Source organism: uncultured Gimesia sp. (assembly GCF_937910335.1).
Classification (GTDB): Bacteria; Planctomycetota; Planctomycetia; order Planctomycetales; family Planctomycetaceae; genus Gimesia.
Genome location: NZ_CALEMX010000226.1, coordinates 1 through 17776, shown reverse-complemented (window position 1 = coordinate 17776; position 17776 = coordinate 1). Strand labels below are relative to the sequence as shown.

The window sequence follows — 17776 nt, the reverse complement described above, 5'->3', positions numbered from 1 at the left end:
ATTGTGCTCGTCGTTTATCTCGGCGGGATCTTTGGTTTGGGTTGTTGGCTCTCTGGTGTGGATCCTTACGCTCAGTTTTCGAATCTTTCGCTTCCATCGGCTCATGCGTCAGACAATGCCGACAACAGCCGAGCTGAAGACGATTGCCGAGTTGATCGCCACAAAGTTTTCGTTCCGCCGTTTACCAGAAATACGTCTCACCGAAGCGACAGTGAGTCCTATGGTCTGGCCTGCAGCTTATCCGCCCCTTGTTGTGTTACCGCAGCAATTAGTTGATGGAATGAATCGTAGTCAACTAGTTACCATCGTCGCTCATGAATTTGCCCATTTGCGACGCGCGGACCACTGGGTTCGTTTTCTGGAAGTCGTGGTAATTTCACTTTATTGGTGGAATCCGATCATCTGGTGGGTGTGTCGCGAGTTGCGTGCTGCGGAAGAAGCATGCTGTGACGCGCTAGTCCTCCACATATTTCCGGATCAGTTAGCGGATTATGGAGAAGCGTTACTACGTACCAATGAATTTATCATGTCAGGGCAAATCCCTTCGCCTGTGTTGGCAAGCGGATTTGGTCATTCCTGTTCACTGAAACGGAGAGTTGAAATGATTTTGAAGAACGAATTCGGAAAGCCGGCATCACCGATCGTAAAAATATTAATCCTGGCGATCGCATTTGGAGTTTTGCCGATGGCAGCCACCATAGTTTTGGCACAAAAAGATGAGACGCCTACAGACTTGGATACCTTTTCTGCATCGGTTTTCGATACCAATATTGAAGCCGATAAGGTCGAAGAACTAGAGGGGGTGAAAAGTGTTACTGTAAAAGTGAAACCTGTTGGGAAAAAAGGTAAAATTGATAGCAATGTTGGTACATTGCTGAATCCTCAAGAGATCCAAGGTAAATCTTCTCGTCCCACAATCATCAATGATAAGGTGGATGTTCTTGAAGCGAGAGTACCTGATGGAGGTACTTCCCTCTTAGTAGTCACCCCTAAAAAAGAAGGGAGCATACAGTCTCCTCAGAACAACTCGAATTCGCTGGAAAAACGCGTCGATCGAATGGAGTCGCTACTCAAACAATTGCTTGCGGCACAAACAAGCAAGAAGGTGTCTGTTCAGGCTCAAGTTTCCGGCATGTCACATTATGGGGACCCCGCGAGTTATGGGAATTCCGCGGTTCGCCGCGGCTTAACTGTTACTCTACCATCAGTCGGCCCGCCGCCTATGCAACAAGCATATCCATCGTACACAACGTCTCGTCACAGTAAGAAGATTCAATGGTTTGGAGATCCGGTTGTGATAGAAAGGATCGTTCAACACCTGCAATACGAAAAGGGCGGCAGAGATCTCATCTTGAAAAAGCAAGCTGAAATTGAGCGTCTTTCGAATGAAGTCGAACAGCTCAAAGCGGCTTTCAAACAAATCGAACTACTAAAGGCGGCCCTCAAGAAAGCGGAAGATGCTAAAGTAAAGGGCGATAAGAATTTTAATCGCTCATAAACGAGTGCAAATTACTGCTGTGCAAAGATGTGCTGCACTCCGGATATCTGTTACAGATTTCATCTTGACAATCAGTTTACTAAAAAAGGCCATTATCAGATTTCTCTGATAATGGCCTTTGATTCAAAGTCTGTTTGTCGCAATCAGACATAAATTATTTTACGAGAATTCCGTTCTTGCCGGGTTCCGGATCGACTTCTGGTTCAGAACCTTTCTGGGGGATGCGATCATTCACATCATAGGCCATGCCGACAGCTCGCAGGAGTTTGATTGACCACCAGGTAATATCAATTTCCCATTTGCGGTGACCGGCGGGTGCTACGGATGGATGCGCGTGGTGATTGTTATGCCAGCCTTCGCCGTAAGCGACGATGGCAACCCACCAGAGGTTTTTAGATTGATCTGTGGTTTCGTAATTGCGGTAGCCCCACAAGTGAGTCGCCGAGTTCACGAACCAGGTTGAGTTATATACAAAAGCCATTCGAGCACACAGGCCCCAGAGCAACATGGATACCCCCATGTAGTTGCCTCCGAGGGCGTAGCCGAAACCGTACATGGCAAAACCAGACCCAATCAACCAGAGAGGATATGTCTTTTCGAAGAACTGAACCATCGGACGATCTTTAAAATCGGGAATATAGTGTTCGTTAAATTTCTCGTTGATCTCTTTACTACGATAGACGAACAACCAGAGCAGGTGAGACCACCAGGTTCCTTCAAAGGGGGAGTGAGGATCGCCCTTTTTGTCTGACTTCTGATGATGTAAACGGTGTGTGGCAGCCCAGGTTAAAGGGGAACCTTCTCCCGAAAGTACACCACACAGCAAAACAAAAAATTCAGCGGGTGCACGGAGCTTAAACGCCTTATGCGAGAGATAGCGATGGTATCCCAGACAGATGCCAATGCTGGCTGTTGCCCAGTGTAATACCAGACAGGTCACCACGGCTTGCCAGGTGATGAAGAACAAAGCAGCGACAGCGCCAATGTGAATTCCCGCCATCCAGATCAGGACGACCCAGTCCACATTGCCCCAGTTCAAATGTTCTTTATGATATTTGGCAATCAGTTGCTCGCGTTCTTCGCGTTTATTTGATTTCTTGGGTTGAGATGACAAAGCCGGTTTTGTCTCAACAGGTTGATCAAGAATTCCACTCGACATGATGCCCTCATTTTATTGTCTAGGTGTTTGATTAATTCATGAGCAGGATTCAGTATTTCACTGCTCCCCTACATCAGCGGAATTCTATCAATGAGGTCGGAATTCGTTGTCTGGTAAGAGTCATAGAATTGTCAAAGTTCTGTCAAAGTGACAAAAATCTTGAAATTACCAGGTTTTTGGACTCGAAACCGCCTGAAAAGTTACACATGTCCACACATTTACCCAGGCGATTCTTCGGGCATAAAGCGATATCCTGCACCGCGCACCGAAACGATATAGGCCGGTTCTGCGGGATTATTTTCGATCAACTTGCGTAACCGCAAGACAAAGTTGTCGATGGTGCGTGTCGTAACGAAGGCCGATTGTTCGCCCCAGACATCTTCCAGAATCTGCGTTCGGGTTAACACCATACCTTCATGTTCTATGAAATATTTCAACAATCGCAATTCGAGATTCGTGAGGCTTTTTCGTTCCTGTCCGACTTCAATTTCAAATGATTCAAAGTCAACTGTTACATTTCCAAAATGATAGAGCGTTGGGATTTTTTTCGTCGGGGCTGGCATACTCTGAACGATACTTTTCCGTTTTAGCAGATTTTTGACACGGCTGAGTAACTCGGGCAAAGCAAAAGGTTTCGTCATATACTGATCGGTGCCGCAATCGAAGGCATAGGCTTTATCCTCGCTGAGCTCGCGGGCACTCAGAACCAGAATCGGAACGACTTCATCAATTCTGCGAATCTCTTTGGCAATTTCATAACCACTCATACCTGGCAACATCAAATCCAGTACCACAAGATCAACATTGTCATTACCTGCTTCATAACACTCACGAAAGTAATTGATGGCAGTGGGACCATCTTCGGCAGTCTGAACGGTATAACCTTCCTGTTCGAAATTGAACTTTAATCCCTGCGCAAGTGTGATTTCATCTTCGACGATCAGCAACTTCATTCTTCAGCTCTCCCCGGCAGATCGATGGCAAAAACACTTCCCGGTTGATCCAGTCGATCATGAACGGTCACTTTTCCTTTCAGCAAATGCACCAGCGTTCTGACAATATACAGTCCGAGACCGGTCCCTGTTTTCTTTCTTTCCAGCTCACTCTCTCCCCGGTAAAAGATCTTGAAGATATCTTTACGAATTTCCGGGTCTACCCCTTCGCCATTATCCATAACCCTTGTAATGACGCGGCCGCCTTTACTGACGCGAACTTGAACCAAAATCTGTGGTTCACTGCTGCCATATTTGATGGCGTTGTCGATTACATTTCGAAAGATCATTTCCAATAAAATCCGCCTCGTATGAATGAGGGCAGGTTCAAAATCGAACTCAAATACCTGATCGACTTCCAATTGCCTTCGAGTACACTCCACGCGCGCACAATGCCTGACTAATGGCTCTAGCAGGATATCTTCTGGATCGGTTTCCATACCGAGGGCGTCCAACCTTTTCACCTCGAGTAATTGGGAAATCAAGTGGTCCAGCCGCTCCAGTTCGGTTTTCATTGTTGCATAAAACTCAACGCGTTGCTCTTCAGAAAGTGTCCGCATCTGCAACGTTTCCAGATACAACCTGAGCGAGGCGAGGGGCGTCTTCAATTCATGTGTTACGCTATCTATAAAATCAGATTGGCGCTGACTGAGGCGCACTTCCTTGATGGTCAATACCAGATACAGAGACAATCCGACCAGAATCAACACAAATACTACCGTGCCGATCGCCAGGGCAGTCCACCAGTAAATTTGAGCCGCCAGTATGATCCAGAAAACCATCAATGCGAGATTCATGACCATCAGAATCACACTTAAGGTAATCGGCAACCGCAAACGACCTCTTCGAACTTTGCGCATCAACTGTAATGTCTTTCCAGAACGGGGCTGAGTTCCTGTGGCAGATAACTCAGCTTCCAGTTGATCATCGACTTGTTGATGTCCGGTGGATGACATCAAATTATCCTTCCCGATGTGTCGCTCTGTCTGGCGACGAGATCGATTCTACAGATATAAATCTATAGACATAAACCAGAGCAGAACCATTCCATTTTTCGATTCGATTGCATGTAAAAGAACCAACGAAACGATTCTTTTCTCTGTGCTTAGTATACCGGAACATGAGCCGTGTTTGTATGAACAAACGGACGAATCAGTAGAACTTCATTTTTCTCAAACTCCTCAGAGACATGTCTCTGAATCTGATTCACACATTTCCAGCAGGGATTCACTTTTTTCCAGATCCACCTGTTTTTTACTACTATTTACAGTTTTCCGGAATAATTCCCTATTTTGAAGTCTCTAAATTAGTGCCGTTCTAATACAGCGTTTTGAAAACGAACCTGATTTTTTATCTTAGCATGAAACATTACAGGGCCGAATTATGAATTTCCATGACACGCAATATCTATATAAACTGGGTGCCGATTTCACCGTTGTTATTCATTTCGCGTTTGTGCTGTTTGTGCTCTTCGGGCAAATTTTTATCACCATCGGCGCCCTGGCAGGCTGGGGCTGGGTTCGGAATTTTAAATTTCGCGTAATCCATCTCGTTTCGATCCTGTTTGTGGTTGCTGAATCGATCACGGGAGTCATTTGTCCCTTAACCACACTGGAAAAATGGCTGCGAGACAAGTCAGGGGAAAGCAGCTATCAAGGCGATTTCATCGCATCCTGGGTGCATGATGCCCTGTTCATGGAGGCTGAACCGTGGGTCTTTACCGTCTGTTACAGCTTATTTGGCCTGTTTGTGCTGATCACCTTCTTACTTGCACATCCTAAGCGAAAGCAGGCAGAACCGCCTGCTACCGAAGTCTGATATTCAGTCCCCTTTCTGTGTTCAGATCATTTCCTTTTTTTCTCTATTTCGTAAAATGGGAGAAAGTCATATACTTCCGCGCAGAGCATGCGTAACCCACAATATGTAAATCAGATAGAGAAATAGGATCATGTCGGGATTAGAGAATAAAAACGTCGTCATTACAGGCGGAGGAACGGGAATCGGAGCCGCTTGTGCGTTGAGTCTGGTTCAGGCGGGCGCCAATGTGCTCATTGGTGGTAGAAGGACCGAACCTCTGGAAACGCTCGCCGCTCAGGCGGAAGGAAAAATCAAATACCATGCCTTGGATGTTGCAGACCGTGATAGTGTCGCGACCTTCTTCAAATGGGCGAATGAACAAGCGGGTCAGATCGATATTCTTGTTCACTCTGCCGGCATTAATTGTCGTGATCGTTCGATGGAAGTGGTTTCTGCCGAAGACTGGGACCTCTTGATGACGGTGAACGCCACCGGCGCTTTCAATTGTATGCATTCTGTGCTGCCTCAAATGCGTGAGCGTCAGGACGGATTGATTGTGAATATCTGTTCGATTTCGGGACGTCGTGCCGCTCTGTTGGGGGGAGTTGCCTACAATGCCTCAAAATTTGCCATGGCCGCTTTGGGAACCACTGTGGCACAGGAAGAAAAAGACCGTGGCGTTCGAGTCTCGACCATTTATCCAGGTGAAGTGGAAACTCCGATTCTGGATGCGCGACCGGTGCCCGTCAGTAAAGAACATCGTGCAAAAATATTACAGCCTGAAGATGTTGCCGCTGCCGTTTTAATGATCTGTCAGCTACCACCACGTGCCCATGTTTCTGATTTAACAATTAAGCCGACCACCGCTGCTTTCGTTTAATCAGTTATAATAACCAGAGTCCTGAGAGAACTAAATGAATTCAGATCTTGTATTTCCGCCGTTTGTACCGCACCGTTTCTATCGGAACGCGCACCTTCAAACGATTGTGGGACAGTTTCACTCTCGAATCAAAGTCGCCTATAAAGCCGAACAACATAGTCTGCGCCTGCCCGATAATGATCTGCTGATTCTGCACGATGATTGCCCTGAAAATTGGAATCCGGAAGACCGTGTGGTGATTCTGCTGCATGGACTCTCAGGGTGCCATGGCAGTTCTTACATGATCCGTCTGGTACACAAGTTGAACGAAAAAGGGGTCCGTGTGTTTCGCCTGGATTTGCGAGGCTGCGGGGCGGGGTCCGGTCTGGCAAAGTCCCCTTATCATGCAGGTAACTTTCACGACTTACAAATTGCCATCGAACGCATTGAGACTTTGTGTCCTGGTTCTCCTATTGGTATTGCCGGCTTTTCGCTGGGTGGCACGATTACCTTAAATTATCTTGGCCGAAAAAATGATGTCTCCGAGATGGTGGACCGCGCTTTTGTACTTAATCCACCTATTAGATTATCCGAAAGCGTCAAAATGTTTGGCAAACCTCTTTTCGGACACTACCAGCGGCATTTTATCAGCAATCTGATCAAACACGTCCGCGCCTCACATCACTTAAATGCACACACACATACAATATCCGGGGACAATTACCCCAAAAACATGCATGACTTTGATAATCAATTTACCGCGCCCCTGATCGGATACGAATCAGCGGAAGATTATTATTCGCAATGCAGCCCCACGGAATTAGTGACAGAGATCGATGTTCCCACTTTGATTGTCACAGCAAAAGACGATCCTCTCGTTCCCGTCGATACTTATTCAGAAATCATGGAAAAAGTAGCAAACCACAACAAGGTGACCATGCATCTTACAAAACATGGCGGCCACCTGGGCTTCATCAGTGCCTCTTCAACCGACCCTGACCCTCGCTGGTCGGACTGGCGTATTATTGACTGGATGCTCTCTGAATCTCCGCAAGGCATTGCCAACCAGGTTCGAGAATACGATCGGCCTCAGCTCGCCAAATCTGCCTGATCATTTCACTTCGATCTGCGCCGTTACTCTATTCAAATTTGGCCCGCTGAGCGTCGCCAATAATGTGCCTGCAGTCGAATTAGAATACTCGAATGTCGCTTTGCCTGTTGCATCTGTTGGCTTCATCGCATGAATCGCATTCCCTCTCCAGAGGCAGATCGTGCTATTTGGTGCGTCAGTTTCGATTACGATGGTCTGTTTACCCGTACCAATTGTTTTTGGCGCGATCAATTTTGGTGTGCGTGGTGATTTTGACCGCATACCCAATGTCGGGTCACCGAGCAAATTTAGTTCACAAATACAAAGATGATAGCCGGGAGTCTTGAGTGCATCTTCTGTCATATCGGCTTTTGCCTGCATCAAAGCTTCTCCGGTAGATAAGCCGCGTCCCAGACCGTGCGACCAATAGCGGGTCATCGTCATTGTGGTTCCGTCAAGTTTTCCTTCCAGAACCATCAAGCGAAAATCCGAGCGTTCGTGGAAGTGCGGTTTACCCGTTCGAATGGGAGCGACAACCGCGACCGAGCCACCCTGTGGTTGGCGGATCATTGACTCGACGATCGAGGGGTCCTCAGGTGAGTCGTACTCGCCTGTATTGCAGGAGACCGTTGTGATTAACGGATACGCTCCATCGTTCTTCAATTGACCAACGTGTTTCGCAGAGAACATTGAGTCTTCAAGAACCCATCCCGGCAGGTGACCATGCCCGTGAATATGCAGTTTTCCTGTCGTCTTTCCATTGATGAGAGAGACCAGGTGTTCGGCACTCAAGTCGTAGCTTCCCGGTTCATCTTTTTTATCCCAGGGAGTCACTTCAGAAAAGAACCGACTGACTTTGCCTTGCTGCCAGACTTTGGAAACGTGCCCATCCCAACTCTTGCGAAGTTTGGCATATGCGGGGTTGTCAGTGCAGGTGTAGACCATTTGTTGAGCGAAATCACCAGTGGGATATCGTGATTCATAGGCAATGACTTTTTCCGTAAACGCCTTCACATCGGCGGCTGTTCTTACTGGAATGCGCCCTAAACCCACACTACCGTCCGGATAGGAAATTGCTTTGCGATCATCTTCCCACTCGCCATAGATTCCATCACCGTCGGCATCCCAGTCTGTTTTACTCAAATAAACGATGTCGGTCGGAATCCCCTCTGGTTCCTGTGCATGCATTGTCGTATGACCGCCCGGAACCAGTCCGTTTCCTCCTGGCAGACTATCGCCGCCCAATATTATCCAGCGGGTCTGATATCGATCAATGTGATCGCGCACACAGAGTCGAATCTGTTCCTGGATGTTTTTCGCCTTATATTTTTTGGCAATCGACTCCACGCTGATGATCCTTGTGGATTTACCACCTTGTGATTTCCACTTTGCATACGGTTGCCAGGAATCCACGAGTTCTTCGGCAGTGATCAACAACACCGTCACTTCACCGGGTTTTCTTATCGTTGGAATAGCAGCCGGATCACTTTTTAATTCCAAAGTCGCATCTGCGGTGGAACTAATTGCGGGAGCGACAATAGAAAGCTCTGCTTCTCTAAATTGATCCAGAACCTCAAATCGATTATTAAATTCCACATTGGTAACAACTCCATCCCCGTCTTGATCGACGTTCGCCGCAAACGTTTTCAATTGTGTTTGACTGAAGTCGTGCAGAACGGTCGCTGCGTATGCGTGAAATTCATCAACAGTTTGGTCCGCGGCGCCGTCCGCAGTTTGGCTTGGAGTTTTATCCGCGGTTGAGTCCGCTACATCCGTCTTCCCACAGCCTGATGGCAGAATCAGCGTAAAAGCGAGAACCAGTGACAGGCTTAGAGGAGAACTTGAATTTAACATCATCAATCCATTCACGTCAGAATCGCTTTGCAAGTGAGTCGACGATTATAGCACTCTTCATTCAAGACATGCCAAGAAAATCCGCTGAATTCTATTTCATCTAGACGGATTGCCAGACAGTGACTCTACATTGATCATGCAGTATTGAAACCCACGAAATACCGAACTCTTAATGAGCGGCCGGTGTTTCATTCTGGAAGGCACGTGCGCGGAAGAGAAATTCGACGATATTTCCTTCGTGTGGCTGGAGCCAATTCAAGGCGTTGGTCTTGATCGGACCGATATTGAGACGATCGATATGAGTCGCATCCAGTAACTGCTGCGACCATTGTTCGTCTTCTGTAATCGCCGTACAGACCAACGTTGAACCAATGTTTTTCAACATGTCTTTTTGCTCGCATTGCACGACTGAAGCCATCGGGAACATATATTCGGTGTTCGCCAATGTCGCGTCGGTGTTTTTACAATGCACGATGGTCGGCCTGAGATAATCACAACGTTCGAGTTCAATCAATCGATCGCCGTCTCGATATTGGGCGGTGACTTCCGTGACGCCGGGCTCGCTTAAGCCGGCTTCAATCGAGCCGTTCATGGATTGGGCAGCGCCGGTCATTGTGAAAGCAGCCAGTGGCGCTTCAGGATCGGTCATCGAGGTGGGTCCTGCAGGTCCGATGCGTTTTGCAATCGCATCCGCAATGGCTTCGGTATGTCGAGAGGCCCAGACGCCGGAAGCATTAATGCAACTGCGACCTCCGTTCTGAAAAATACTATCGACCATCAAATCCAGATAGTCTTCCCAGCGGTCGACGACATCGTCGCCTAACAATATTTTACTGAAGCCGGGCCCGTGTGCCTGCACGTTCGGGTTCCCTTTGTATTTATCAATGGTTGCCTGACCGCCGAACAGCATGACGCGTTTGCAGAGTTCGGTTACCGTTGATCCAACATCGTGTGGCCCGGGATAAACGGAAATACATTCACGAGGAATACCTGCTTGACAGAAGGCTTCGGTCATGCGATAGGGGGTCCACGGTTCTGATGATCCGGGTTTTAAGACGAGCCCAATCTGCATCGGCAGAATGGGCATCCACAGCGTATGCACGCCGGGAGAGTTGGAAGGCAAAACCAGTCCGAGTACGGGCGAATTCGCCTGATAGCTCATCATGACGCCGCGTTCTTCTTTGCCATAACCTTGGGTCAAAATATCCAGAGGCAGGCCGCGGGTTAAGGAATCGAGAATCTCATTCATATGCTCCAGCACGAAGGCGACTTTTTTCATATTGCCGGCACACATCCATTCCGGCATGCCCGTGCTGGCAGACTGAATTCGACAAAACTCTTCGGGCGTCTGTGTGCCATTGCCCAAGGGGAGCTCCGCCGTCATGTAAAGGTCGGCTGCTTTTTTGCAGATTTCCAGCAGTTTCGAAACTGGAATTTCCCGCAATAAATCGCGAGCGCGTTGTGCTTTTCGCATATCCATTTTGACCAGACCAGCATTGGCCTGATGTACTTTTGCCAATGGTTCGCCCGTTTCGAAATGGACGACTTCCTGTTGATCAAAACTTTCGTAAGGTTTACCCCAGCGAATCACAGGTATTTCCAACACAGTCGTGTTCCTTTATGAATAGCATGCGAATCAAACTGTGATCTCGCATAAAGCAAATTGAATCAGATTTTCTTCTCGCTACCAGCGAGCTCGTTGTCATTCAACATAAAATTTATAGACGACCAACCCGTTTATTACAGTGAGGCGAATGATTAATAAACGCCTACGGTTGTTGATTGTGCAATTTCATGGAAGGGACGCACGCCGCTCACACCATCCCACGGATATTTTGCGTGTGGCACTTCGCGTTCGCCTTCGTCTCTTTCCAGGAAACCGGGAATAAATAATTCTTTGGTCATTGTGAACAGTTTCACGCGGCCCGTCTCGCCGTATCCGACGACTTTGGTGTGATCATCAAAATCCACAACACGAATCACAGCGCGGGGCTGCGGTGCATAATAGGTAATTTTATAATCGTCTGCCGGATCAAAGGGCCGACCACAGGCCAGCCCCATCAATGTATTTCCATAGGTGGGCGTGATATAAACATTCTCGCCTAGAAGTTCTTCGCGTGCGAAACGATACCATTGCTGCGTGAATTCGGTTCCGCCACAGAAGATACCTTTGATCCCGGCTTCTTCGATACTCGAACCTTCATCCATCAACCGCATGGCGAGCGCTTCGAGCAGTTTTGGCGTCGTAAACATACATTTGATTTCGTGCCCGGCTCCTAAAATGGCCATCGCCTGATCAATCACATGGGCGCTGTATTCCTTGACTTCGTCAATCTTGCCTTTTTTGATCAGCTTGACGACCCAGCGCGGATCCAGGTCGACGCAGAAGGAAATGCCGCCGCGATATTGGGCCATGTGTTCGACAGCCAAACGCAGGCGACGAGGACCGGAAGGGCCGAGCATCAACCAGTTCGAACCTTTCGGGAACGATTCATCGGGCAGGGTATCACTGAAGTTTTCATAGTCGATGCGGAAATCGTCGATCACCACGCGTGACTTGGGAATACCCGTTGTGCCACCGGTTTCGAAAACGTAGGTTGGTTTGCCAAGCAATGCTTTGGGAATCCAGCGATCAACGGGTCCGCCTCGCAGTTCATCATCTTCAAATAATGGGAATTTGTTTAAATCTTCGAAGCAGTTCACATCGGTCAACGGATTAAAATCAAAGTCTTTCGCTTTCTCCAGCCAATACGGGCTGCCCGTTTCGGGATTGAAGTGCCACTGAACAGACTCGCGGGTATGGGCATCGAGTGCTTCCTGATTCTGTTTTATCATTTCGTCTAGGTTGCTGTTGTCTGTCACTGTGGGATTTACTCCAAACAGGGTAGGGATCGTGGCGGGAAAGTGGCATGTTCACGGGGAATCATGTCGTTCCTCTCATTTTAGAGCATTTGGTTCGTTTTTCAACTAAGTGGCTCACCGTCAATTTGAGAAGCGATCAATCCAGCTTGGCCGATACTTCCTGACTTGAGCCAAAGCGGGCGGAAAGAAAATCAAAACCGGTTTTTTGGTGCAACAATTAGACTTAATCCGCATTTTGCGTAAATTGGGTGTACTACTCGAATCAGATACAGCAGACACGACACACCCGTTTCGCAAAGAAAAACAGGCCGATTCCTGCTCAAAGGGGCTCTCCAGATTGACAGTCGTATAGAGAATGCTAAAATTGGATGTATCTTTGATTGTCCGGCTTTTCAGTTCGGCTCCTCGTTTTCTGCGAGACTGTTATGGATTTCACCGACACTTATTTTCGTCGATTTCGAATGGAAATCGAGTTGCCTAAGGCGCGTCTGGAAGATTCTGAGCTTCCCGATGGCTATCGTTGGTGTCCCTGGGAACTGACCACCGTCGAGCGGCACGCCGTCGCCAAATATCACAGCTTCCGTTCCGAGATGGATGCACGCGTTTTTCCCTGTCTGGGAGATTTCGAAGGCTGTCGTAAACTGATGCAGGATATTTCGAAGCAGCGCAATTTTCTACCATCGGCTACCTGGCTGATTACCTGGGATGGCACGGGCAATGAAGACGCCGTTGATTGTGGAACCATTCAGGCCATCAAACCTAGTGGCATCATGGGCGCCATCCAGAACGTCGGTATCACTCCCAAGCATCGGGGTATGGGCTTAGGCAGGGCACTGGTCAATAAATGCTTGATCGGTTTCCGGGACGCGGGTGCGAAGCGCGCCTATCTGGAAGTCACCGCCGACAACGAACACGCCATCAACCTCTACCGGTCGATCGGCTTTCGGCTCACGCGGACTCTGTACAAACCCAGCCACCACGTCGAAGCCCCCTCTTATTAAAGAGCGCTTCACCGAAGTGCTTGTAAATTGGCAGGTCGTGTTTCTTATTTCCAATCGTTCTTTGCAAATTGGGAGGAACCGTGGCTAACGCCATTCGGCTAATTATCAAACAATGCCACTCGGCTAAATGATCAAAACAAGATCAGCCGCAAGGCATTAGCCGCGGTTAATACCGATCTCGTTAATGGTGGCTTTCCTGAGAATGATCCTCAAAACGATTAAATAAACACTACCTGTGAGTCTTACAGTCGAGCCTTACCCTTTGATCAACAAGGGTTTTTGACTGGCTTTGCGATACAACTCTTTCCATTCTTGAGAGCCGTCGTTTGGAACCAAGCGCGTGTCGACACCTCGTTCGAAGAAGGGAATGACTCCATTTTGGCCCGGGGTGAGGACGAAGTTCACTTCTCCTGTATTGCCGAAATACATCTTGCGGCCGTCTTTCCATGTGGTTTCGATTAAGCGAGGTGGATCCGGGCGGGCAGCCGGTTTTTTGACACGGAGTTTTTCAATCAGATCACGATCCAGCTCATAACCCAGGCCCGGCTTGTCGGGAACTTTGGCGAATCCGTCTTTGACGACAATCGGTTCGGTCAACAAATTGTGTTTGTAAAGCTGGTGGCAATTCACCGCCGGCCATGTTGCATGACTTTGGACGGCGCCGAAATGTAACGAGAAGGCGGCTGTAATTCCGGTGCCGACTAATTGTAACCAGAACGGTTTGTCCGCCATCGATGCGACTGCACCGGAGGCCGTCAGCGCACTGGCACCGTGACCAATTACAAAACCGTCGCAGATGTTTTCACGAATCGTAACAAGCGGGCTGGGGGTACCATAATGCATGGCGATGTTCACATCGGTGGCAGCCATCAACTTTTTGTTTCCCTCGATATCGGTTTGGAAGATCGGAGATTCAAAAATATCGACCTGCGGGTACTTCGCCAGTTCTTTCAGAATTGGAATCGCACGCTCTGCGTCGAGTAACGTATCGTTGAAGTCCATGTCGATTTTAAAGTTATCGGGAACCACTTTGCACGCCTCTTCGACTTGAGCCCATACATCGAACCACGGACGGCCTTTGGTTTTGTAGGACATGTAGCCTTGCTTATACGCCTCGGCACACTCCAGAGCCATGTCCTTGACCGAAGTATCGATGTTCCACCAGGAGAGAGGCGTCTTCTCATAAACCTGCTTGCCCAGCAAGGCATGCACGGGCACCTCGGCTGCTTTCGCGACCGCATCGAAGAGCGCCATTTGCAGCCCGGCTCCGAGTTCGTCATCCCACATCAACTCGGCGGCATTCTTGCCTTGCGCCCGTTGGACGGCTTCGTCTGAAGTGGCATTCCAGGTGTAATAGAGCAGCGTCTCTCCAAAGCCGACATGGCCCGATTTCAAATGCACTTCGACAATTTCAGTATACTGCCAATGCGGTAATTCGCGTGCCATGTTCCGGGCAGGTACTTCTCGAAAGGGAACTTTCACGGTGGTGCGTTCGATGCGTTCGATTCGCAAATGTTTCTTTGATGCTCGTTTTTCTGCCGCCTGCACAGAGTTGGCAATCATCGTCAGAATTCCGGTACCAGCGACTCCGGCCAGACTTGTGGACAGGAATTTTCTTCTGGAGATTCGGTTCGTTGCAATCGATTTGTTATTTGAGCGCACCAGATGATTCCTTTGTCCGGGATTTCCCATGTGGGTTGATCTGAGTTGAGCCTGGAACCGCTTCCCGGCCTGTTTCGTACTCCATCCTAACATCGTGTCCCCCCTTGATTCTAGCGCCTGGTGATTTTTTCTGGCATTTTTGACGCTGCGGAGGCTCGCGGCAAACAACGGCCGACGATAAACAGGTCATCAACGTCCCTCGATAGATCGGTGGGCTTTCGATCAACTTGTGGGCATACGCGGATTTTGTACAAGCCCAGCCCTTACGTGGAAGTCCCCACTTATTGAAGCCACTTTTTGCATGGAACTACCATTTCTTTTCGCCAATCGCTAAGATCGCGTGGGTCATTTAGGAATGAGTCTGCAAGCGGATCCTTGTTCGTCCGACAGACGTCGGTTGTGCAACTTACCCGCGATGATCTCTGGCTCTTTCCGGTCTCTGAAATCAACTATCTCGAAGGAAGGTTGCACCCCGTATGGGTAAACAACTGATTCAAACTCATCAGTTTGCGAACGGTTTAACGCTGATTACCGAAACGATGGAAGGCGTGCAATCGGCCGCGTTTTCGATTATGGTTCCGGGCGGCAGTATTTACGACGAACCTCACCGCCGCGGCACTGCCAGTATCCTTTCCGACTTAATCACGCGAGGCGCGGGCCCTTATAACAGTCAGCAGCTTTCCTGCGCACTCGATGATCTGGGAGTGCAACGGCACGAAGGTGCCAGCAGCGCACATATCACCTTCAGCGGAGCGACGCTGGCTGGGAATCTGGGCGACACTTTAAAAATCTATGGCGAGATTCTCAAAGCACCACATTTACCCAAGGATCAATTTGACGCTTCCCGTGCCGGCACCGCGCAGGCGTTGCTCTCGGTGGAAGATGATCCCCGCCAGAAAGCCATGGTCGAATTAAAACGCCGCACGTTTCCGGCTCCCTGGGGTCTGCCCAGTGATGGGGAACTGGCTGACCTGGAACAAATTACGATCAAAGATGTGCAAGCGCAGTACGAATCCTGCTTCCACCCGAACGAAACGATTATCGGTATCGCCGGTAAGATCGACTTCGAAGAAGTCAAACAGTTGATCGAAGAGATTTTCGGCGACTGGGAATTTCGTGCGGGCAGGGAAGAGCCCGATCTGGTTCCGGAAGCAGAGAAAATCTTTTTCACCGAGCAGGAAAGCACACAATCGCATATCGGCATTGCCTATGATGCGGTTCCTTACGGACATCCCGACTATTACGCCGCCTGGGCGGCTGTCGGTATTTTAAGTGGTGGCATGAGTTCGCGACTGTTTACCGAAGTCCGCGAGAAACGGGGTTTGTGTTATACCGTCTCCGCTTCGCTGACGGGCATGCCGGGCTTAGGTCGCGTGCTGTGTTATGCCGGCACGACCACCGAGCGCGCTCAGGAAACTCTGGACGTGACACTCCAGGAACTGGTGCGTGTGGGCGAAGGCATTGAGGAATCGGAACTCGAACGCTGTAAAGCCCGCGCCAAAAGTTCGTTGATCATGTCGCAGGAATCATCGTCTTCGCGTGCGTCATCGATTGCCCGCGACTGGTATTACCTGAAACAGGTGACCACGCTGGATCAGATCAGTGAAGAGATCCAGCAACTGACGACCAAACGCGTACTCGATTATATTCATACTTACCCCGCGACGAATTTCACCGTCTTAACGATCGGCCCCCAACCCTTAGAGGTTCCCAGTGATATTTCATAAAGTACAACTGAAAAACGGGCTGCAGATTATTGCAGAACTGAACCCTCACGCACACAGCGTTGCCGTTGGCTATTTCGTTCGCGCCGGCTCGCGCGATGAAAGCACGCCGGTCTCGGGCGTCAGTCATTTCCTGGAACACATGGCGTTTAAAGGGAACGAAAAATATTCCGCCGACGATGTGAACCGCATCTTCGATGAAATCGGCGCCAACTATAACGCCTCGACCAGTGAAGAAATCACGCTGTTTTACGGCTCCTTTCTGCCGGAATATATCGAGACGGCTATGGAACTGCTTTCCACGTTGATTTATCCCAGCCTGCGGAAGGACGATTTTGACATGGAGAAGAAAGTGATTCTGGAAGAGATCGGCATGTACGACGATCTGCACAGTTTCACCGCGTATGAAAAATCGATGCAGACGCATTTCGCCGACCATCCACTGGGGCGCAGCATTCTGGGCACGGTGCAGTCCATCACCGATCTGACCGACGACCAGATGCGTCAATACCACGCCGACCATTATCTGGCAGGCAATCTGACGCTGGCGATTGCGGGCAACGCCGACTGGGATCAGATTCTCGAACTGGCCAACAAGTTCTGTGCAGACTGGCCCGCCGGCAGGACCGACCGCCCGATAGACGAAGCGACTCCCGAGAAAAACGCGAAGGTCATCATCGAAAAAGGGATTCAGCAGCAGCACATTATGCAGCTGGCGCCCGCCCCCGCGGCACAAGATCCACTGCGTCTGCCGGCGGAATTGCTGTCGGTGATCCTGGGCGACGATTCGAACAGCCGCCTGTACTGGAAGCTGGTCGACACCGGCTTAGCCGATTCGGCAGAGTTAGGTTTCAACGAATACGACGGCAGCGGCACCTGGCTGACGTATCTCTGTTCCGACCCGGAATTGACGGAGAGCAATCTGCAAATCTTCCAGGAGATCTACGATGACGTCAACGCGAACGGCGTGACACAGGAAGAACTGGACCGCGCGAAAAACAAAATCGCCTCACGCTTAGTCTTAAGAAGCGAACGCCCGATGGGCCGCCTGTCGTCGTTAGGTGGCAACTGGGTCTACCGCCAGGAATATTTCTCAGTGGAAGACGACCTGAAACTGCTGGAGAGCGTGACGCTGGAATCGATTCAGGAACTGTTGCAGAAATACCCACTCGGGCATAGTACGACAGCGGCCGTGGGGCCGATGGCGAGTGTTGGTGATTGAATTTGCCTACAGCATGATAATCTAAATTGAATGTCTGTATCTACTCATAATCAAAT

The 17776-nt window shown here is 49.3% G+C and carries 14 protein-coding genes; 7 read left to right on the top strand and 7 right to left on the bottom strand.

The window, feature by feature from the left end; translation table 11 throughout:
• Positions 1-1498: M56 family metallopeptidase (locus Q0668_RS08850; protein ID WP_298863051.1), on the top strand; the 1498-nt coding region annotated here is incomplete at its 5' end.
• A gap of 154 nt (positions 1499-1652) precedes the next feature.
• On the opposite strand, the gene Q0668_RS08845 is transcribed toward Q0668_RS08850, so the two are convergent.
• The 3 genes from Q0668_RS08845 to Q0668_RS08835 all read right to left on the bottom strand — a co-directional run bounded on the left by Q0668_RS08845 (position 1653) and on the right by Q0668_RS08835 (position 4605).
• On the bottom strand, positions 1653-2657 hold the full coding sequence (locus Q0668_RS08845; protein ID WP_298863048.1) for a fatty acid desaturase: 1005 nt from the start codon (positions 2655-2657) through the stop codon (positions 1653-1655).
• A gap of 218 nt (positions 2658-2875) precedes the next feature.
• Positions 2876-3610 carry a response regulator transcription factor gene (locus Q0668_RS08840; RefSeq protein WP_298863042.1) on the bottom strand — a complete coding sequence of 245 codons (735 nt, stop codon included), beginning with the start codon at positions 3608-3610 and terminating at the stop codon, positions 2876-2878.
• Complete coding sequence (locus Q0668_RS08835) at positions 3607-4605, bottom strand: HAMP domain-containing sensor histidine kinase (protein ID WP_298863039.1); 999 nt, start codon at positions 4603-4605, stop codon at positions 3607-3609. Before Q0668_RS08835 ends, Q0668_RS08840 begins: the two co-directional genes overlap by 4 nt.
• Before the next feature lie 427 nt (positions 4606-5032).
• On the opposite strand from Q0668_RS08835, the gene Q0668_RS08830 reads away from it, so the two are divergent.
• The 3 genes from Q0668_RS08830 to Q0668_RS08820 all read left to right on the top strand — a co-directional run bounded on the left by Q0668_RS08830 (position 5033) and on the right by Q0668_RS08820 (position 7416).
• Positions 5033-5467, top strand: coding sequence for a DUF2784 domain-containing protein (locus Q0668_RS08830; protein WP_298863036.1), 435 nt, complete (start codon positions 5033-5035; stop codon positions 5465-5467).
• Between the two features lie 130 nt (positions 5468-5597).
• Positions 5598-6326, top strand: a complete 729-nt coding sequence (locus Q0668_RS08825) for an SDR family oxidoreductase (RefSeq protein ID WP_298863033.1) — start codon at positions 5598-5600, stop codon at positions 6324-6326.
• Between the two features lie 34 nt (positions 6327-6360).
• Positions 6361-7416 carry an alpha/beta fold hydrolase gene (locus Q0668_RS08820; protein WP_298863031.1) on the top strand — a complete coding sequence of 352 codons (1056 nt, stop codon included), beginning with the start codon at positions 6361-6363 and terminating at the stop codon, positions 7414-7416.
• Here Q0668_RS08820 and Q0668_RS08815 read toward each other — a convergent pair whose 3' ends face one another.
• The 3 genes from Q0668_RS08815 to Q0668_RS08805 all read right to left on the bottom strand — a co-directional run bounded on the left by Q0668_RS08815 (position 7417) and on the right by Q0668_RS08805 (position 12084).
• Positions 7417-9252: a C25 family cysteine peptidase gene (locus Q0668_RS08815; protein WP_298863028.1), complete on the bottom strand. Its 1836-nt coding sequence runs from the start codon at positions 9250-9252 to the stop codon at positions 7417-7419. It abuts the gene before it with no gap.
• A 166-nt stretch (positions 9253-9418) separates the two neighbouring features.
• Positions 9419-10855: an aldehyde dehydrogenase family protein gene (locus Q0668_RS08810; RefSeq protein ID WP_298863025.1), complete on the bottom strand. Its 1437-nt coding sequence runs from the start codon at positions 10853-10855 to the stop codon at positions 9419-9421.
• Between the two features lie 152 nt (positions 10856-11007).
• The gene (locus tag Q0668_RS08805) at positions 11008-12084 is read right to left on the bottom strand and encodes a hypothetical protein (RefSeq protein WP_298863022.1); all 1077 of its coding nucleotides are present in this window, start codon (positions 12082-12084) and stop codon (positions 11008-11010) included.
• Positions 12085-12536: 452 nt separating this feature from the next.
• Between Q0668_RS08805 and Q0668_RS08800 the strand changes: the two genes are divergently transcribed.
• The gene (locus Q0668_RS08800; protein ID WP_298863019.1) at positions 12537-13112 is read left to right on the top strand and encodes an N-acetyltransferase; all 576 of its coding nucleotides are present in this window, start codon (positions 12537-12539) and stop codon (positions 13110-13112) included.
• A 255-nt stretch (positions 13113-13367) separates the two neighbouring features.
• Here the strand turns inward: Q0668_RS08800 and Q0668_RS08795 are convergent, their stop codons facing one another.
• On the bottom strand, positions 13368-14867 hold the full coding sequence (locus Q0668_RS08795) for an enolase C-terminal domain-like protein (RefSeq protein WP_298863016.1): 1500 nt from the start codon (positions 14865-14867) through the stop codon (positions 13368-13370).
• 383 nt (positions 14868-15250) lie between these two features.
• Between Q0668_RS08795 and Q0668_RS08790 the strand changes: the two genes are divergently transcribed.
• Both Q0668_RS08790 and Q0668_RS08785 read left to right on the top strand, forming a co-directional pair.
• Entirely contained in the window at positions 15251-16501 is a 1251-nt protein-coding gene (locus Q0668_RS08790) for a pitrilysin family protein (protein ID WP_298863013.1), read from the top strand.
• On the top strand, positions 16488-17720 hold the full coding sequence (locus Q0668_RS08785) for a pitrilysin family protein (protein WP_298863010.1): 1233 nt from the start codon (positions 16488-16490) through the stop codon (positions 17718-17720). Before Q0668_RS08790 ends, Q0668_RS08785 begins: the two co-directional genes overlap by 14 nt.
• Positions 17721-17776 lie beyond the last annotated feature (56 nt).